Annotated in this window: 13 protein-coding genes; 2 read left to right on the top strand and 11 right to left on the bottom strand. The window is 67.3% G+C overall.

The genetic code is table 11. The features are described 5' to 3' along the window. Window positions 1–89: 89 nt before the first annotated feature. A complete protein-coding gene (locus tag R1H25_RS06715; RefSeq protein ID WP_317223118.1) occupies window positions 90–1,055 on the top strand; it encodes a DUF4434 domain-containing protein in 966 nt (321 codons plus the stop codon). Here R1H25_RS06715 and R1H25_RS06710 read toward each other — a convergent pair. The 8 genes from R1H25_RS06710 to R1H25_RS06675 all read right to left on the bottom strand — a co-directional run bounded on the left by R1H25_RS06710 (window position 1,049) and on the right by R1H25_RS06675 (window position 14,710). Beyond that, window positions 1,049–3,871, bottom strand: a complete 2,823-nt coding sequence (locus R1H25_RS06710) for a hypothetical protein (RefSeq protein ID WP_317223117.1) — start codon at window positions 3,869–3,871, stop codon at window positions 1,049–1,051. The two genes, R1H25_RS06715 and R1H25_RS06710, sit on opposite strands and share 7 nt — an antisense overlap. Then, window positions 3,868–6,015, bottom strand: a complete 2,148-nt coding sequence (locus tag R1H25_RS06705; protein WP_208044027.1) for a glycosyl transferase family protein — start codon at window positions 6,013–6,015, stop codon at window positions 3,868–3,870. The genes R1H25_RS06710 and R1H25_RS06705 overlap by 4 nt, the downstream gene beginning before the upstream one ends. A gap of 6 nt (window positions 6,016–6,021) precedes the next feature. Next, complete coding sequence (locus tag R1H25_RS06700; RefSeq protein ID WP_317223116.1) at window positions 6,022–8,223, bottom strand: hypothetical protein; 2,202 nt, start codon at window positions 8,221–8,223, stop codon at window positions 6,022–6,024. Next, on the bottom strand, window positions 8,220–9,404 hold the full coding sequence (gene wecB, locus R1H25_RS06695; protein WP_317223115.1) for a non-hydrolyzing UDP-N-acetylglucosamine 2-epimerase: 1,185 nt from the start codon (window positions 9,402–9,404) through the stop codon (window positions 8,220–8,222). Before wecB ends, R1H25_RS06700 begins: the two co-directional genes overlap by 4 nt. A gap of 267 nt (window positions 9,405–9,671) precedes the next feature. Continuing rightward, entirely contained in the window at window positions 9,672–10,709 is a 1,038-nt protein-coding gene (locus R1H25_RS06690) for a fimbrial protein (RefSeq protein ID WP_317223114.1), read from the bottom strand. After that, on the bottom strand, window positions 10,700–13,264 hold the full coding sequence (locus tag R1H25_RS06685; protein ID WP_317223113.1) for a fimbria/pilus outer membrane usher protein: 2,565 nt from the start codon (window positions 13,262–13,264) through the stop codon (window positions 10,700–10,702). The genes R1H25_RS06690 and R1H25_RS06685 overlap by 10 nt, the downstream gene beginning before the upstream one ends. 92 nt (window positions 13,265–13,356) lie before the next feature. Then, the gene (locus tag R1H25_RS06680) at window positions 13,357–14,085 is read right to left on the bottom strand and encodes a molecular chaperone (RefSeq protein WP_049444978.1); all 729 of its coding nucleotides are present in this window, start codon (window positions 14,083–14,085) and stop codon (window positions 13,357–13,359) included. 85 nt (window positions 14,086–14,170) lie between these two features. Next, window positions 14,171–14,710 (bottom strand): fimbrial protein, encoded by a 540-nt coding sequence (locus R1H25_RS06675; protein WP_049444976.1) that lies wholly within the window; start codon window positions 14,708–14,710, stop codon window positions 14,171–14,173. Window positions 14,711–15,170: 460 nt separating this feature from the next. Between R1H25_RS06675 and R1H25_RS06670 the strand changes: the two genes are divergently transcribed. Further along, a complete protein-coding gene (locus R1H25_RS06670; RefSeq protein ID WP_014645902.1) occupies window positions 15,171–15,536 on the top strand; it encodes a hypothetical protein in 366 nt (121 codons plus the stop codon). A 25-nt stretch (window positions 15,537–15,561) separates the two neighbouring features. Here R1H25_RS06670 and pncB read toward each other — a convergent pair whose 3' ends face one another. The 3 genes from pncB to R1H25_RS06655 form a co-directional block, all read right to left on the bottom strand. Beyond that, on the bottom strand, window positions 15,562–16,740 hold the full coding sequence (gene pncB, locus R1H25_RS06665; RefSeq protein ID WP_317223112.1) for a nicotinate phosphoribosyltransferase: 1,179 nt from the start codon (window positions 16,738–16,740) through the stop codon (window positions 15,562–15,564). Between the two features lie 107 nt (window positions 16,741–16,847). Further along, a complete protein-coding gene (locus R1H25_RS06660) occupies window positions 16,848–17,687 on the bottom strand; it encodes a glycosyltransferase family 2 protein (protein ID WP_317223111.1) in 840 nt (279 codons plus the stop codon). Continuing rightward, complete coding sequence (locus R1H25_RS06655; protein WP_317223110.1) at window positions 17,684–18,535, bottom strand: glycosyltransferase; 852 nt, start codon at window positions 18,533–18,535, stop codon at window positions 17,684–17,686. Before R1H25_RS06655 ends, R1H25_RS06660 begins: the two co-directional genes overlap by 4 nt. Between the last annotated feature and the right edge of the window lie 176 nt (window positions 18,536–18,711).

Genomic DNA, 18,711 nt, shown 5'->3' with positions numbered 1-18,711 from the left:
CGGCCGGCAGGGTTCACCCGCCACGCACGGCGCTCTGGGATGATGCGGGCATGGTTCGGCCTGACCTTCCCGCGGATCCGTCTTCGCCGTTGCGCCGCCGATTGCTGCGCGCGGCGGTACTGGCGCCATTGGCCGGTACGCTCGCTGCCCTGCCCGGCTGCTCGCTGCCGGTGCAGGTGGATGGCACCTTCCTGCAGCCGTGGCGCAGCCACCTGCAATGGGGCCTGGCCGACTGGCAGCGATCCTTGAAGCTTGCACGCACGCTGGGCTGCCGGCAGCTGGTGCTGCAGTGGACCGGCATCGCCGGTGGCAGCGACGGCGACTGGTCACTGCCCGACAGCAGCTTGCAGCAGCTGTTCACCGCCGCCAGCGAGAACGACATCCGCATCCGCGTCGGCCTGCCCTTCCAACAACGCTGGTGGCAGGCGATCGGCGCAGACGACGCCACGCTGCAGGCCTTCCTGGCCGAGAGCCTGGCGCATGCACGCAGCTGGTTGGCACAGGCGCCCTGGGCACAGCAGCCGGCCTTCGGGGGCTGGTACCTGCCCTACGAACTGGAGCAGTACCACTGGGCCGATCCGGCCCGCCAGCAATGGCTGGCGCAGTGGCTGCACGGGCTGGTGCAGGCCGCCAGCGCGCGCGGCGGTGACTGTGCGGTCTCCTGTTACTTCAGCCGCCTGCCGACCGAGGGCAACCTGGTCACGCTGTGGCAGGCGATACTTGCGCACGCGGCCGTGCGGCCCATGGTGCAGGACGGCGTGGGGGTGGCCGGTGCCGGCAACGTGCAGCAGCTGCAACCGCTGCTCGATCATTTCCACGCACACGGCATCGGTTTCGATGCGATCGTTGAGTTGTTCCGCGAACTGCCCGGCGGCCCTGCCGACGGCAGCGGATTCAAGGGCGAAACCGCCGATGCCGCACGCATCCAGCGGCAGTTGGCATGGGTACGCGGCAGCGGTGCTCAGCACGTGCTGGTCTATGCATTGGAGCCATGGCTGACCCAGGACACACCGCAGGCTGCAGCGCTGCGGCGACGCTGGGGCCTGCCTCAGTAGTACAGGATGGCGGTGGCGAACAGGCCCTTGGCACGCTGCGTATCACCGCCGCCGATCGCGAAGCGGTACTGCACGGTCAGGTCCAGGTAGGAACGCGGCGTGTTGTAGTGGTCCTCGCGGAACCAGTAGCGCACGCCCACGCCCGGCCCTGCGCCGAGTGACCAGCTGCGCTGCGTATCGTTGAGCGCGAACGACTGCACCGGAAATGGCGGATAACGGATGTCGCGCACGCGCGAGCGCTGGTCCAGCCAATCGGCACCGACCACGACATAGGGTGTGACCACCCAATGCGTCTGCCCTGCACCGAAACGGAAGCTGCGCCCGGCGCGTAGTTCACCGGCAGCGAACCACTGCTCCCGATGCAGGCGGCCATTGGCCTCGCCCAGGCGCCGCACCGGCGTGCCGTTGGCATCAAGCGCGTCGAGGGTGAAGGTGGCACCGTTGTCGTCCCAGGTGTATCCGCCCTGCGCATAGCCACTGACCATCCACCACTGGTTCACATCGGTGCGCAGATCAGTGCCGTGGTAGTAGCCGTAGGTGAGATAGGACATCCAGCCACCGGAACCACTGGCCAGCCGGTAGCGTGCCAGCGTGCTGGCTTCCAGCGGCCGGTTCAGGGCCAGCTGCAGTCGGCACTGCACTGCTGCCGACTCGGGGTAGACCTCACCTTGGCGGGTTGCACTGCCGAGGAACTGCCGGCGCTCGATGCCAGCACTCAGACCGGTCTGGCCAAACGCGTAGCGCAGGCCGAAAGACGCGATCGTGGATGGCCAGCCAGTAGTGGAACGCGAGTGGCTGAGGCGCTCGGCACGTGCACGCGCATCCGGCGTTGATTCGCCGGTGCACGGATCCACCGCACGGATCGATTCATAGGTGCCGCCTTCGTCGTACAGCGTATTGAGCAGGCGTGCGTAGAGCTCCAGCGTGCCATGCTGGTCATTGAACGCTGGTGGCCGCCAGAACGCCTCCAGCGTGCTGAACACCGAATCGCCCGGCGTGCTGATCGCCGCACCGCCGACATTGGTCGCCGCCTGGCGTGCACCACGGAAGCCCGCCGAGGCGATCACGCCCCACTCGCGCGAGTAGTTGGCGATGGCATTGCGTACGTTGTAGCGCTGGCGCTCATCCAGTGGCAGCTCACCGGCATCGGCGCGATCAATGGCGCTACGCAGCAGCGTCACCGCCTGTGGGTGGTCGCCGTTGGCTGCGCTGGCGTAGGCCTGGTCGAGCACTACACTTTTCGGTGCCCTGCCGGTGGCCTCGGCGGCACGGAAGTCGGCCAGTGCGCGCGCCGGTTCGTGGGCCTTCTGGTTGAGGTAGCCGCGTTGCATCCGCGCCCCCGCGTCATCAGGACGCTGCGCCAGTGCCGCATCCAGGCGCAGCCGCGCTTCGTCCCGTTGGGCCTGGTTGCCCGACGCCAGTGTGGTGGTCAGCAGGACTTGCAAGTTCGCGTCGTCCGGTGCGAGTTGCACGGCCTGCCGTGCCTCACCGATGGCATCGGCGTAATCCTGGCGCGCATAGGCGGCGTAGGCACGCTGTGCGGCACCGCCATCCCCCTGCAGGTCGGCCGGCATCAGTTCGCAGACGTTGCCGCTGTCGACGGACTGACAGTGCTGGACCGGTGCCGGGTAGGCTTCGGCGCTGATGCGGGGAAGCTCGCGACTGGAGCGGATCGCCCGGCTGCGTTGCTCGATGCCCTGCTGCAGAAGCTGTCGCGACCGTGCATCGCCTTCACCTGCCGGCACCGCCGCCTGCAACGGTGCCAGCAGTGCAGCTGCGCGTACCCGATCACCTGCGGCCAGCGCCGCATCCACCGCCAGCAGGCGCGCGTTGCGCTGCAGTGCGATTGAGCCCGCCATGGCAAGCGCGGCGTCGAAATCTTCATTGGCCAGCACCACTTTGCCCTGGCGCTGGCGCAGGTAGCCACGCATCACCCGGGCATTGAGATCGTTGCCGTCGATCTGCAGCGCCTGGTCGGCACTGCGCTCTGCATCGGCCAGCTGATCGCCCTGCAGCTGCGCGGTGATCAGCAGCAACCGGTATGAAGCAACGTCCGGGGCCAGCTCCACGGCGGCGTGCGCCTGCTCAATGGCGGCGGCGCCCTCGCCTGCAGACAGCGATTGATAGGCCTGCTGGGCCTGCAGCAGCGCGCGTTGGCGGCCCAGCGCCACGCGCCGCGCGCGCAGCGCTTCGACATTCGGTGCGCCCAACTGCAGCGCGGTGCTGATGGCGGCGTCGGCCTGTTCGGGCTGCTGCTGTGCTTCCAACGCGGCCACCCACAGCAGCGCCCATGCGCCCTGTTTCGGCTGCTGCCGGAACGCCTGCTCGGCCTTGCGGGCGGCGATGCCCATCTGCCCGGCGTCGTAGGCCGCATAGGCTTCGGTTGCCAGCATGTGGGCCTGCCGGTTGCTGCGGTCTGCCGCCGTTGCGGGCGCACGCGGTACCGCTGTACTGCGCGATGCACCTGTGGTCGTCCTGGGCGCAGCCGCCGCCAGCGCCGGCAAGGCCGGATCCTTCAACCCCGCATCCAGTGCACGACGTGCCTGCTGCTGCGCCTCGCCCCCCCGTCCCAGTTTCTGCAGCGCATAGATCTGCAGCAGGCGCAGCCGCACCACGTCCGGGCGCAGCCGGATCGCTTCAGTGGATTGCTGGTAAGCCGCGCGGTAGTCGCCGCGCTCATAGGCGGCAAACGCCTGCTCGGCGATGCGGTAAGCCGCACCGGACAGCGGCAGTGCCGTATCGGCCTGTGCCAGCACCGGCGCAGCGGCCGTGGCCAGTGCCACGGCAATGACGGTGGACAGCAGCGTGGTCTTCATGCCGGCAAGGCTCCGGGAGGCGGCGACTGCAGCGTGGCCGCGCGCCGGCGCTGCTCCTGCATGGCCTGGGCCACGGCGTCTTCGGTGGTGATGCCCTGCTTGACCAGGTAATCGCCGATGCGGCCATCGCGCTGCGGCTTGTATGCGTCCAGTGCAATCTCAAAGCGCGCGTGGTCGATCAGGCGCATCTCCACCAGCAGGTCGCCCAGCAAGGGCACGTTGTCCAGCTGCCACTGCCGGTCGCCGCCGATCAGGCGCAGGCCAGCATTGATTTCACTTTCGCGGGCGATGCTCTGTTCGATGTGCCCGCTGCGCGTTTCCTGCTTCAGCAGCGCCACGGCGTCCTCGGGCAGCGGACTGGCCACGGCCAGTCGCAGGGTACCTTCCTGGCGCGGCGGCAGCGGCAGCATCCGCCATTGCACGCAGGCATCGGCACTGACCGGGAACTGGCAGGCGCGCAGGTAATCCACGTCGATCACCGCGCGTGGCAGGTCACCCTGGAAGGCGATCGCCTCGGCCAGCGTCTCGTCATCCAGCCAGCCCTGGGTGAGCAGGATGCGGCCCAGCGGTTGCTGGCGGCCTGCCTGCTGCTGGTCCAGCGCCTGCTGCAGGCGTTCGGGTTCCACCGCCTGCCAGGTGGTCAACAGCTCACCGAGTTGCTTGCGGGTCTGCACCAGCTGCGCCGCATCCGGGAAATCGTGCATGGTCTTGTCCCAGACCATGCGCTTGCCGAACAGCAGGTAAGCGAGGAACACCTTCCAGGCGCGGGCGGTGGCCATGAAATTGATCATGTTGCCGACCACCATGCGCGGGATCGACATCAGCGCGTGCTCCCAGCCGTACAGCCGGTTGACGAAGTAGAAACGCTGCACGACCCGGGTCGCCAGCGCTGCGGTGGTCAGCAGCGCGACATTCATCTGCCAGGTACCGGCCTGGAACACGCTGGGAAACTGCATCGTCCACAGCCCGGTCATCTTCAACAGCCAGAACAGCAGCAGCTGCAGGAAAATGATGTAGGCGATGATGCTGACGAACGAGGTGATGATGCCCTTGCGGTCACGCGCCAGCAGGTACTTGGTGGCCAGCGAGCCGCGCCAGCCCAGCGACTCCCAGCTCTGCAGGCCGATGCCGAGCACCCAGCGCGCCTTCTGCCGGTACGAGGCGCGGAAGTTGTCGGGGAAGTACTCGCGCACGCACAGCGCCATCTGCTGGGTGCGCTCGCGCACCGGCCCCCAGCCGAACCATGACGGGCGGCGCACGCGGAACTGCACCGGAAAGCGGGCGAAGATCGACTGCATGCCCATCGCCGCCAGTCGCGCACCGACGTCGTAATCTTCGGTGAGGCTGTCGGTGTTAAAGGGCTGGTTGTCGGTCTGCGCGCTCAGCGCCAGCAGTGCGCGCCGCGAGAAGCAGGTACCGACGCCTGCGGAGGGCACCATGCCGGACACGCTCTCGCGTACCACCAGGTCCTTGGCGTGCCATTCGGCGAACTCGTCCATGTAGACACCGGCCACCAGCTCGTACCATTCGCGGTCCAGCGAGGTCACCGGCAGCTGGATCATGTCCTTGCGCGGCAGCAGGTAGTTGTAGAAGCGCAGTTCCATCGGGTGCAGTACGTCCTCGCTGTCGTGCAGGATCACCCCGGCGAACGCGATGTCGTGGCGCTTCTCGTAATCGAAGATGGCCAGGATCAACCAGTTCAGGCAGTCGGCCTTGCTGGTCGGCCCGTCATGCGGCACCTCCACGCGGCGCAGGCGCTTGTAGCGGCGGCGCATGCGCTCCACTTCATCGATGGTCTGCTGGTCGTTGGGATAGGTGCCGACGAACACGACGTACTCGCGGTAGTCGAGCACGTTGATCATGTTCTCCACCATCTGCGCGATGACGTCGTATTCCATCCACGCCGGCACCATGATCGCCAGCGGCTGTTGCGGCCGCTGCATCAGGTCTTCCTGGGTCAGCGGCCGGTACGCTTCGCGACGCTTGATGGTCAGCGCGCGCCAGCTCTCGCGCACCCAGTACCAGACATCGATGAACAGGTCATCGAGGCTGGAGATCAGGATCAGCACGGCCACCGCCGCCGCCGTGGTTTCCAGGGCGGCGTAATAGTTGGCCAGCTGGATGTTCCAGAACAGACCGTCCACGGTGGATCAGTGCCCTGTGTTGGCGGACTTGCGGCGGCGCACCTGGGTGACGCGGGCGGCCAGCAGGGCGAACACGATCACGCCGACCAGCAGCAGCAACCAGACCATGTGCCGTTCCCACTTCGATTGCGGATTGCCATCCTGGGCAACGCGGCTCCCGTAAGGATCCTGGCGATCGAACTCGCGCACGGCATCACTGCCGTCGAGCACCGCGAGATCACCGCGCAGCAGCCGGAACGGTGCGCCGAACGACGGCGCCTGAGTGCCCAGGTCGCTGTACAGCACGCCGAGCTGGCCGCCGGAGGTGCCGACCTGCACCACCGCGGCGCGGTCCAGGCCGCTGACATCCAGCAGCGGCTGCGGCTTGCCGCCGATCAGCAGGTGGCCGTCCTTCAGGCCGGCCACATCGACTCCCGACGGCGCCACATCGAACGCCAGCCACGGCGCACCCGGGCTGACCGCTGCACCGGCATCGACCACCTTCAGCTCCGACGCCTCCGGCGAGGCACCCACAGCACTGGCCACCGCGATCACCTTGCGCAGCGATGCCGGCGCGTCCTGCAGCCACGTGGCGGGCACGAATACCTGGTTGCCGCGTGACAGCTGGCTGCTGGCACCGACGAAATCGCTGCCCAGCGAACGCTTGGCCAGGGTCATGTGGCTGCTGGGCAGGATCGAGACCGGATAGGCAGTGGCCGGATCGTGGCAGTAGGGACGTGCCGGCTGGCGCAGGAAGCTGACCCGGATCTCGTTGCGCGCCGACAGCGCATAGGCCGGCACCTTGGCCACCAGCCGCTGCGGCTGGCCGTTGGCCGACAGCACCTTGCCGCCCAGCAGGTAGTCATTGAAGTGGATCGTGGCCACTGCGCCCTGCCCGGCCGCATTGGGGGCCGCCGAGACATCGATCACCACCTCCTCGGGCAGGCGCCCGTCGGCCGACAACGCGCCGAGGTCGAAGGTGGCGCTGCGGTCCGCGCGGGTGACGACATCCATCGTGCCGGCGATGTTGCCGAGCCGGCTCAGCAGCACCTGGTCACCGTCCAGCTTCGGCGTGCCCGCTGCGCTGACCTGCAGGCTGCGGCCCAGCGCGTAGCTGCGCCACTGTTCGGCGAACAGCCCGGCGACCTTGCCCGCCGCTGCCGGGTCGACCACCAGCGTCGGACGCCCGGCCACGGCCACCACGCTGACCGATGCGTTGGCGGCGGGCTTTTCCAGGCCGCCCATGTCGGTACCGCGCCACGCGGCGAATGCCGTGCCCCCATCGGCGCCAGCGGTAGCAACCTGTGCGGCCAGCGCGTCCAGTGCCGCGCGCACGCCGGCCCGCAGTGCATCGCTGCCGATCATCACATCGGCGGCCAACGGCCCACTGTCACGCAGCGACAGCAGTGCCCCCACTTCGGCCAGATCCTTGATCGCATGCGCGCGCTCGCCCGCAGCCAGCGCAGCATAGGCCGGCACGCCCTGCAGGCTGGCCGGGATGCTGATGCCGGTCAGGTCGACACTGTCACCGACCTTCGGCAGCGCCACCACCTGCACCTGCTTGCCACCGGTCTGCAGCGCGGTACCGATGCGCCAGGCCGCATCGTAGGCGGGCGCCTGCAGCGCCTTGCCGTCCACCAGCAGGCGCACCTGCGGTGGCAGCGCGCCCCAGGCCTTGGCCACGGTGTCCACGGCGCGGCCGTCGAAGCGGTAGCTGAAGCGCGAGTCTGGCGACAGCCGCAGCACGTTGGCCGGTGCGCTCTGATCGGCACACTGGTAGTCGGACACGATCGACCACCAGCCGACGCCGACCCGCACGAAGCCGTTCTGGCGGGGTTCGCCATCGATGGCCAGCAGCTGGCTGGCGTCACCCTGTGCATCGGTGATCGAGCGCGCGGCGATTGGATCGCCATCGACCGACCACAGGCCGGACGTGCGCCCGGCGTGGCCGCGCACATAGCGCCCGTCCAGCTGGAGCTGCGCATCGCGGGTGGCGACGCCAGCCGGCACCGGCAGGTAGACCTCGCGCTGGCTCTCCTGCCCGCTGAGCACCAGCGGTTGGCGGAAACCAAGTTCACGCAGGGTCATCTGCCGGCTGACCGTGCTGTCACCGCTCCACTCGGCGAATTGGCCGGCAACGCTGTCGGCAGCATGGGCACTGCCAACCACGCCCGACAGGACGAACGCGGCGGCGGATGCAAACAGGGGAGAGCGGCCGGTCTGGCTCATGGCGTCACTTCGCGTGGATGGGGGTGGGCGGCACCGCCGCTGCGGAGGCCAGGAGAGAATTCGGGAAGGGGCGTGCCACGCAGGGCGGCGACGATGCGCGCACTGGCGCGGCCATCGCCGTAGGGGCTGGCGTCGGGATCGAAGCGGGTCGGATGCGGTGGTTGTGCCAGTGCCGCGTTGACCGCCTCGACAATGCGCGAGGGCGTGGTGCCGACCAGCGTCACCACACCGGCCTCGACCGCCTCAGGGCGTTCGGTGACGTCGCGCATGACCAGCACCGGCTTGGCCAGCGCCGGTGCCTCTTCCTGCACGCCACCGGAGTCGGTGAGGATGACGTCGGCGCGCTGCATCAGCCGCACGAAGCGCAGGTAGTCCTGCGGCGGCACCAGGTGCACGTTGTCGAGATGGCCGAGGTGGGCGTTGACCGGTCCCTGCACGTTCGGGTTGAGGTGGACCGGGTACAGCACCTGCAGGTCCGGCCGCCGCGCCAGCTCGGCCAGCGCACGGCAGATGTCCTCGAAGCCCTGCCCGAAGCTCTCGCGGCGGTGGCCGGTGACCAGCAGCAGGCGACGATCGGGGTCAAGCATGTGGAAGGGTTCGTCAGCCCGCGCGCGCAGCGCCGGGTCGGCATCCAGGCGCTCTACGGTCTGCTGCAGGGCATCGATGACGGTGTTGCCGGTGACCAGGATCTGCCCGCCCAGGTGTTCACCGGCCAGGTTGGCGCGCGAGCTGGGCGTGGGCGCGTACAACTGGTGGCCGACCACATCGATCACCCGCCGGTTCATTTCCTCCGGCCACGGCCGGTTGATGTCACCGGTGCGCAGTCCGGCCTCGACATGACCGATCGGAATGCGGTGGTGGAACGCGGCCAGTGCGGCGGTCATCGCCGTGGTGGTATCGCCGTGCACCAGCACGCGATCCGGGCGAACCTGCGTGTACAGCGCATCAAGCCGCTCGAACAGCTTCGCGCACAAGCCATTGAGGGTCTGGTTGGGCACCATGACATCGAGGTCATGGTCGGCGGTGATCGCGAACAGCGACATCACCTGGTCCAGCATCGCCCGGTGCTGGCCGGTGACGCAGACCACCGATTCGATGTCCGCAGCCTCGGCCAGGGCCCGCACCAGCGGCCCCATCTTGATCGCTTCCGGTCGCGTACCGAACACCGACAGGACCTTCACCGCAGCGCTCCGGCGGACCGACGCGGGGGAATGCCAGGAACTGTAGCCACGTCTGGATCCTTTTGGCGTTCCCGTCCAACACCCGCAGGCAGGAGACGGTCACCTCATGAGGAAACTCCAAAATCGCGACGTACATCACATTCGCGTGATAGTACGCGCGTCGTGGCATTGATCTTCATCGTTGGAAGATCAAGACGCAGTCAACGCCGCCCGTGGAACGGGCGACGTTGCGGTGGAACGCAGCAGTGGCTGCGGCCTGGGGCCGCCTTACTCGTACTGGATGGTGAAGGTGGCCTGGCCGTTCGCGACACCGGCACCGACCGTGCCGGCCTGGGTCTGCACATAGCGGGCGCGCAGCGGCAAGGTCATCGTGCTGGTGCCGGGGGTGGTGGTACCGACATTGACGGTCTGGCCGAAGCGCACCTCGCGCTCGGTGCTGCCATCGCGCTGGACCATCTGGATGCCGATGCGGGTGGCGCTGTTGGTGGCCGCACTGAGCTTCAGCACACCCGGCATGTTCGAGCTGTCCTGGTCGGCGTCGAGGCGGATGCCGATCTTGCTCTGGTAGGCGGCAACATTGCTGCCCTGGCAGTTCAGGCGGATCTCGAAGTCGCGGTCGACGGCCTTGGAACCGACACCGGTGAAGGTGGTGTTGGGCACGCTGCCGAAATCGACGGCGATGTTGCGGCTGCCGGCCTGCACTTCACAGGTCGGGCTGACCACGGTGGTGCCCGAGCCCCTGAACGTCGAGGTCAGCACCGGACGGCTGGGACCGTCACCATCGAAGTAATAGGTGGTGAATCGACCGTTCGGCGCGATCACGCCCGAACCGGTCTGCGCGGCGGTCTTGATCAGCTGGATGCGGAACTGGCCACCGATCAGCGAGATGGTGGCGTTGGCGGCGAAATTGATGGAGTGCGGGTAGTAGGTCTGGATCGCGCCGGAGTCGCGGAACAGGCGGATGCCCACACCCGCGACGCCAGTCTCGTAAACGTTGGCAAACCCGGCCACCGGTCGCTTCTGCGGTGCGTTGACATACTCACCAGTGGAGTAGCCACCGTTCCAGTAGTCGCAGCGGGCAACGCTGTTCTGCTGGTTGATCGGTACGCTGATTTCCTTGATCACGCCGCCTACCGGTGTGCTGGGCAGGATCACGATCTGACCCATGTCCATCTGCACGTCCTGCGCAACGAAACCATTGATCTGGATACGGCACGCGGCGCTGGCCTGCTGAGCCAGCAGCACGCCGCCCAGCAATGCAAGGGCACTCAGCGCCTTGCGGCCACGGGAAGAAATCATCGGCATGCTGCCTCCAGCGGGATGAAGCCGGTCTTGGACGCATCGGCGCCCGCCAGAACCTGGTAATCGACGGTGCAGCGCTGATCGGCGCCGGCGCCCCACTCCACCAGCAGGCTGCCCTGGTTCTTTTCACTGCGCACGTACAGGCGGCCACCCTGGCTGACCATACCCACCGGCTGGCCCTGCTCGTCCTTGACCTGCGCACCGAACGGCATGGTGCGGCCGTCGGGGTTGCGCACCTGGATCAGCAGCGCGTTGCCCTTGCGGGTATCGAAGCGCAGGTAGCTGATCGCACCGGCAAACGGCGCGACCGACTGGCTGGTGCTTTCCAGTTCGACGTCGTGGGCCATGCCCTGCGGGTCGAGGGTGACGGTGTTGAGGCGGTACGGCGACACGTACGGGACCACCGCGTAACCGCGGCCATCGACGCGCAGGCCCGGGGCGTTGCTGACGATCGCATCGCGTGCGCCCGGCGCTTCCACCAGCACCATGGTGTCGCCACGCTGCGGGGTGAAGGTGAAGCCGCCCGGATGCACGACCACGCTGCCGTTGGCACCCACCGAGGCCTGGCGGAAATCACGCGAGTGGCTGTAGGTGGCGTTCAACGCGGAGTAGCGGCTGCGGTACTCGGCATTGCCGACCGCAGTGGTGCCACCTTCGCGGGAATCGGACAGGGCCACGCCGTAGCTGAAGTTGTTGTCGACGCCGGCCGAGCCGGTGATGCCGACGCGGCTGTTGTCGTAGCCACCACGCTCGCGCACGCCGAGGTCGGCGCTGAACGACACAGGATGGGAACCACGGCCCAGCGGCACGCTCATCGACAGCAGGTACTGAGTGTCGGAGCGGCCCAGCACGCCCTCTTCGGTGCGCAGTGCAGAGAAGCCGTAGTTCACCGAGCGCCAGGCATTGTTGTAGCCCACCTGGTACTGCTTGGAGGTGCCGGAACGGTCGTAGAAGTCACGCACCGAGCCGGTCACGTACAGCGCGCCGCCGCGACGGCCCAGCGGCTGGTTCAGCGTTACCTGGAACTGGCTGCGCTGACGACCGCGGGTGGTCGGGTCGATGCCGCGCTTGTCCGAATCACGGCCATACAGCGCGTCCTGCAGGCTGTAGAAGCCTTCGGTCGAATAGCGGTAGGCGGCCAGGGTCAGGTTGGTCCCGGTCTCTCCGATCATGTTGCTGTAGCTCAAGCGCACACTGGCGCCGGTGTGGTTGCCGTAGTGGTCGAACGTGGTACGGGCGTGGGTGACGTCGGCGGCGAACGCGCCAACCGGCGTGGACAGGCCGACGCCGTACAGCAGCGACAGGTAGCCATCGCTCATTGCACTGCCGCCGTACAGGGTCAGCTGGTTGCCGATGCCGCGCTGGTAGGTGCCCTGCACCAGCCATGGCTCATCGGCCAGCAGCTTGTTGCGCACCTGGCCGGCGGTCAGCGAGTAACGCGACACGCCTTCGCGCAGCATCTGCGGCACCGAACCGAACGGCACCTTGAATTCGCGGCGGCGGCCATCGGCCTCGATCACGCTCACTTCCAGATCGCCGCCGTAGCCGGTCGGGTACAGGTCGTCGATGACGAAGCTGCCCGGCGACACGGTGGAGGAGTAGATCAGCTGCTGGTTCTGGCGCACTTCAACGCGCGCGTTGGTTTCGGCAATACCGCGCACGACCGGCGCGTAGCCGCGCAGCGAGTCGGGCAGCATGCGGTCGTCGCTGGCCAGGCTGGCACCCCGGTAGCCGATCGAATCGAACAGTTCGCCGGTGGTGTAGGCCTCACCGATGGTGAGCATGCCGCGCACCTGCGGAATGCCGCGCTGCGCATAGGTGGCGATGCTCTGCCAATGGCGGCCGTCGCCCTCGGACCAGGTCAGATTGGAATCGTGGCGGAACTGCCAGCCACCCAGGTTCAGGCCGGCATTGAGGCCGAGGTATGCGCTGCGGTTGCGCTGGCCACCTTCGACACGGCTGTCGCTGTCGATGGCATTGAAGCTGTAGCCGACGAAGCCGGCATTGATGCCGCGGTCCCACAGCGCCGGGTTCACGTAACCGCGTGCCTCACGGCGCAGGAACACCTGCGGGATGCTGAGGTCGTAGCGCAGGTTGCCGCTGTCATAGACGCCATACGCATTGGCCATGCGCTGCTGCACCGGCACGCAGCTGGTCTTGTCGGTGGGCACGGACGGATCCTGCTGCAGCAGCACGGCCTCGCTGTCCACGCCCATTTCTTCCAGCATCGGCAGCGGCAGGCAGGCATCGACACGGCCCTGTGCATCGGCCTTGAACTGCAGATCGCGACGGCCCTGCCAGGCACCGTTGACGTAGACGTCGACACGGTAGTTGCCGGCCACCATCGGGTTGCCGTTGCTGAAGGCGGCCAGGTCCACCTGCTTGGCTTGGCCCGACAGGAAGCTGGAATTGAACTGGGCCGATTCCGGTGCACGCGCATTGGCCGCACCACTCTGCGCCATCAGCGCCTGTTCGCCGAGATTGGCCGGAGCAGCCAGCGCCCATCCTGGGCAGGCCACGCCAGCAACCAACAGGCACAGCGCCTGATGGATCGACAATGTCAATCTGTTTCCGATCACACTGACATTCCTTCAATTCGCCGCACAGCGGCGGTGGCGGGATGCGCAGGCCAGAGGCCGGCGCGGCGCGTTCAGCCCCCGGTGCTGCCGAGGCGGATGGTGTGTTCCACCCGGCCGCCGTAGTCGTTGATGGTGATGAAGCGGACCTGGTCGGTGCCCGCCGGTGCGGCGAACTCCAGGCTCTGCTTCGGCGCGACCATCGCGCCCTTGTCCTCGACGGCCTTTTCACTGCTGCCGGTCACGGCATGTACTTCGGCCAGAGTGACGTGGAAGGGGCTCGGGTTTTCCACCCGCAGGCGGTCGCCCGTGCGGGTCCAGCGCAGCGCTGCCGGCGCGTCGTTGGCGACGCCCTTCAGGCCCTGCGGCCGGTAGAAAAGCTTCAGGCGCGAACGGAACGCGACCTGCAGGTAATTCTGTTCGCCGCTTTCGGCGTTGTCCGGGGACGGCGGAACATCCAGCACGTTGAGCCAGAACACCGACTCACGGTCGGTCGGCAGCTGCGCGCCGGAGAAGATCAGTCGCAGCGCCTGGCTGCGGCCCGGCTCGACACGCGCGATCGGCGGTGTCAGCACGAACGGGGCATCGCTGGTATCGGCGGTCTGGTTGGCGTCGCCGCTGTCGATCCAGGCCTGCACCAGCGCCGGCGAATCGCCCACGTTGTCGACCTGCACAGTGACTTCGCGCGCCTGCGCCGGATAGATCACTCGCGTGCCATTGACCACCACGCCGGCCAGAGCGTTCTGGCAGAAGGGCAGCGTGAACGCTGCCAGCAGCAGCGCCCGGGGAAAGAATGCTTTCATCGGAAGTACTACGCTCCAGGGGTGTGGCCAGAGGCCGCGGAGCACTGGCCGGCGCGTACGCCGGCCAGTGCGGGTACGGCTACGATCAGTTGTAGATGATCGTGTACTTGACGCTGCTGGTGACGTCGCCCGGGGTGGCGGCGGCAGTGGCGTAGTACTCAGCGTAGTAGTTCAGGTCGGCCGAGCCGTCGGTGCCGACGGTGACCCACTGCGAGTTGGTCTGGGCCAGGCCAGCGCCAGCAGCCTTGATCGGCAGGACCTGGTTGTTCGAACCCAGCAGCTGCAGCTGCACGTTGGTGGCAGCGTTGGCCGAAGCCTGGTTCAGCAGGCGGCCGGTGTTGAAGTCAACGGTCGAACCCGGCTCGAAGTAGGTCGCGACGTTGCCGGCGCTGCACTTGGTCAGGTTGATGGCGAACGGGGTACGGCCGGCAACCGAACCTGCGGTGGCCAGGGTGTTCTTGGACACGGTCGGCAGGTTGACGGAGAAGTCCTTGCCGCCCGGGGTCGAGATGGTGCAGGTCTTGTCGGTCACCTTGCCGTTGAAGGTGATGGTGCCGTCGGCGGCGTTGGCGGCCAGCGGAGCGGCGGCCAGCATCAGAGCGGCGATGATATTGATCTTGTGCATTCGCTTTTACCTAACCCTACTGAAGAGATGAGAAGTAGAGGAGGAAGCAAGGAGCACTGCCGGGGCTATCAAGACCCATCCTTGCGTCTCACCTGTGGCCGGACTCGGACATACCTTCCCCTGAATCCGTGACGCAAGTATATGCACAACTGTGATGAAAGTCTCATTATTTTTCTGAACGCCAATTCATTGACGCCTTAAATGTGACGTGGTAAGCGAAATAAGATCGCGCGGCGCGCAGAGGATTTGACGGTGGCCGGGATCAGGTCACAAACGACCTTGCATGACGCTCTTGGTGACGCGTTCGGCATGCGCGGAACAGGCTTTTTTAAGGTGGAAATCACCTTATTTGATGCGCATCACTCTTTGTTGGTGACGGCCCTAGCAGATTCGAAATCGTCCTATTAAAGGCGGATCGAACCTGTCGCTAACTAGGACACACCGAACCAGAGAACGTGTCATGAGGAACTCCATTCTGCTGTGCGTGGCCCTGATGTCCGTCAGTGCGCTGGCCCAGGCCAGCAGCGGCAGCATCCGTTTCAGCGGCCGTATCGCCGAGCCGGGCTGCACGACGAACCTGTCCCAGGGTGAGCTGAGCCTGGCCGCCTGCCCGCCCTCGGCCAAGGGCTCGACGGTGGCGGTGACGGCGCTGGCCGATGGCCAGGCCGCGACGCTGCGCGACGGCAAGCGCCAGGGCCAGAAGCTGTCGGTGTCAGCCAGCGCGATGCGCGCCGGCGATATCGCCTTCTCCGAGCGCTACAGCGTGCAGGCCTCGAAGCAGCAGCCGCTGCAGGGCGCCTACCTGGTGGTGGTCGACTACCTGTAAGCCGGCGTGCTGCAAGCCGACGTGTTTACGCCGGCGGCAGCTCGAAGACCTGGCGCAGGTAGGCCAGGTAGCCGGGGTCGTCGCACATGCTCTTGCCCGGCGAATCGCTGAGCTTGGCCACCGGCTGACCGTTGCAGCGGACCATCTTGATGACGATGTTGAGCGGCGTTGGCCCCAGATCATTGGTCAGGTGGGTGCCGACGCCGAACGCGACCTGGCAGCGACCCCGGAAGTAGTCGTACAGGCGCATCACCTTGGCGATGTCGAGCCCATCGCTGAACACCAGCACCTTGCTCCGCGCATCCACCCGACGCTGCTGGAAGTGCGCCAGCATGCGGTCGCCCCAGTCGAACGGATCGCCCGAGTCGTGGCGGACACCGTCGAACAGCTTGCAGAAGTACATATCGAAGTCGCGCAGGAACGCATCCAGGCCGACCACGTCGGACAGCGCGATACCCAGATCTCCGCGATACTCGCGCGCCCACGATTCCAGTGCCGCCACCTGCGAATCGCGCAGGCGCGGGCCCAGTGCCTGGAACGCCTGCAGATACTCATGCGCCATGGTGCCGTGCGGGGTCATGCCGTACAGGCGGGCGAAGTGCACGTTGCTGGTACCGACCAGCTGCGGGCCGAGCGCATCGCGCAGCAGCGGCAGCAGCCGGGCGTGCCAGTCGCGCGAGTACCGGCGGCGGCTGCCATAGTCGGCGATGCGGCACTGCTCGAAGCCCGGGGTATCACGCAGCAGCGCGGCCTTGGCCTGCAGGCGACGCTCGCCCTCGGCAAAGTCGGCCGTGGTGGCGTTGCGGAACCAGACTTCGTTGATGATCGCCAGCAGCGGCACTTCGAACAGGATGGTGTGCAGCCACGGGCCGGTGATGTCCAGTTCGATCTCGCCGGGCACGGTCTTCGACGCGCGCAGCTGGATGTACTTGCGGTCGAGGTGGAACAGGCCGAGGAAATCGGCGAAGTCCGGCTTCACGAAACGCAGGCCACGCATGTAATCCAGCTCCGCGTCGCTGAAACGCAGGCTGCACAGGTGGTCGATTTCTTCGTCGATCTGGTCGATGTAACGAGCCAGGTCGATGCCGGGCGTGCGGCACTTGAACCGGTACTGCACCTGGGCGCCGGGGTGCTGGTGGAGCACCGCCTGCATCATGGTGAACTTGTACAGGTCGGTGTCGAGCAGGGACTGGATGATAGGCATGGGGCGGATTATGCGCCCGGCGGAGTGAACCGTGGGCGCGCCCGCCTTCCGTAGAGCCGAGCCCACGCTCGGCTGGATTGTTGCCTGAGCCGAGCGAGGGCTCGGCTCTACAACGACCTGCGCAGCAGGCGCGGCACCAGCATCAGGGCGTGCGCCCAGATCGCGCCCCACACCGCAGCCCGCACCGGCAGCGAACGTTGCGCGGCCTCGAACTTCTGGAAGTAGCGCCACAGGCCCCGGTGCTTGTGCCATTCGACGAAGAACGGCCGCGAGCGGCTGGAGACGCCCCGTACATGGGTGACATGCAGATCGTTGGCGATCGCCACCACCGCGCCGGCCTCGCGTGCGCGGCGGCACAGGTCCAGGTCCTCGGCATGCAGGCGGTAGCCCGCGTCCCAGCCGCCGATGCGGTCGAACAGTGCACGCGGCATCATCAGCAGCGCACCGGACAGGGCCGGCACCCGCTGCAGCGCCTGGTGGGGATCACGCGGCACCGCCAGCTTCGAGCCCTTGCCGGGCGAACGCAGCATCAACAGAAAATCCGGATCGCGGCGACGCACCGCCTCGTCGGCATGGCCATGCTCGTCCACCTGTTCGACGCCCAGCAGGCAGTCGCCCAGCGCTTCGGCACGGGAGCGCAGTTCAGCCAGGGTGTCCGGCTCGACCATCAGGTCCGGGTTGATGAAGGCCAGCCATGGGCTGTGCGAATCGGCCACGCCCTGGTTGTTGGCGGCGGCGAAGCCGGGGTTGTCCGGATTGCCGACGAAACGCACGCGCGGATCATGGCTGGCATGGCGCTGCACGATATCCAGTGTGCCATCCATCGAGCCATTGTCGATCACCCGGATCTCGGCCACATCCTGCGCCTGACGCAGACGCGAGAGACAGGCATCAATGGTGCTGCCGCTCTGGTAGGTGACGACGATGGCGGCAATGGCAGCATTCAAACGGGAGGCTCCGGCGCAGACGGGACGAACAGGTCCCCCTGTTCCTTCGGCATTATCGCCTGCCGCATGCGCTGCTGCAGGTCGGCACGCAGGCCATGCAGCGGATCGTGCATGAGGAAGTCAGCCAACCGCGGCACCCAGCCCGGCCAGCGTGCGGCCAAGGCCTCGAGATCGCCATCACGGCTGATCGCCTCCCCTGCCCGGCTGACGAAGGCGGTCTCGCACAACACGTTGCGCCATCCCAGGCCAGCCATGCGCAGGCTCAGGTCCACCAGTGCCGCGTTCCAACCGCCGTAGCTGTCCACGTCCAGGCCCCCGGCACGTCGTCGCGCGTTGCCCCGCACCAGCACCGCGTGGGTGACTGCCGACGGCAGCTCCGGGTGCAGCGTTGGCAGGCCCGCACAGGTCTGCGCCAGCAGCGCGGCATCGTCCGGTTCGGGATTGATCTCGCCCAGCCGGGGCCACGCAGCGGTTTCGCCGGCGTTGCACCACGAGGTTGCGGTCGCGATGGCGGCATCGCGGGCGAAGGCGTCCTGCAGCTGCTGCAGCCAGCCCGGGGCGGGCACGCTGTCCGGTGCCAGCACCGCCACGTCCATGCCATCGCAGGCCCGCAGCATCTCGTCCAGGTGGGCGACTTCACCCAGCGGCCGTGCACGCCGGGTGTACTCAGCCTGCAATGGCGTTTGTGCCAACCAGTGTTCCACTACCGCCTGCGCGCGCGGCCCGGTCTGCGCATCGTCGGCCAGCCAGACCGCGGTGCCCGGCGCGGTGCCCGCATCCAGTGCAGCCAGGCAGCGGTCGAGCGCAGCATCGTCCACGCACAGCGGCAACAACACGATCGCCCCCATCCCGCCTCCGTGGTTGTCGGTAGCCACAGCCTAGCACTGGGAGGGTATCGGCCGGGTTGCACCCGGCACCCGCTTCAGGCCAGGGCAACAGCAACGGCCGAAGCAAAAGCTGGGTTCCTGCGGGATGGCGGGGTGGGTCCGGTTGCGGGGGACGCCGTAAATACGTCCCTGTAGGC

Source organism: Stenotrophomonas veracruzanensis (assembly GCF_032911525.1).
In the GTDB taxonomy this organism is placed as follows: domain Bacteria; phylum Pseudomonadota; class Gammaproteobacteria; order Xanthomonadales; family Xanthomonadaceae; genus Stenotrophomonas; species Stenotrophomonas africana.
Note: the sequence above shows the minus strand (reverse complement) of the source record. Positions and strands in the feature narration are given on the sequence as shown.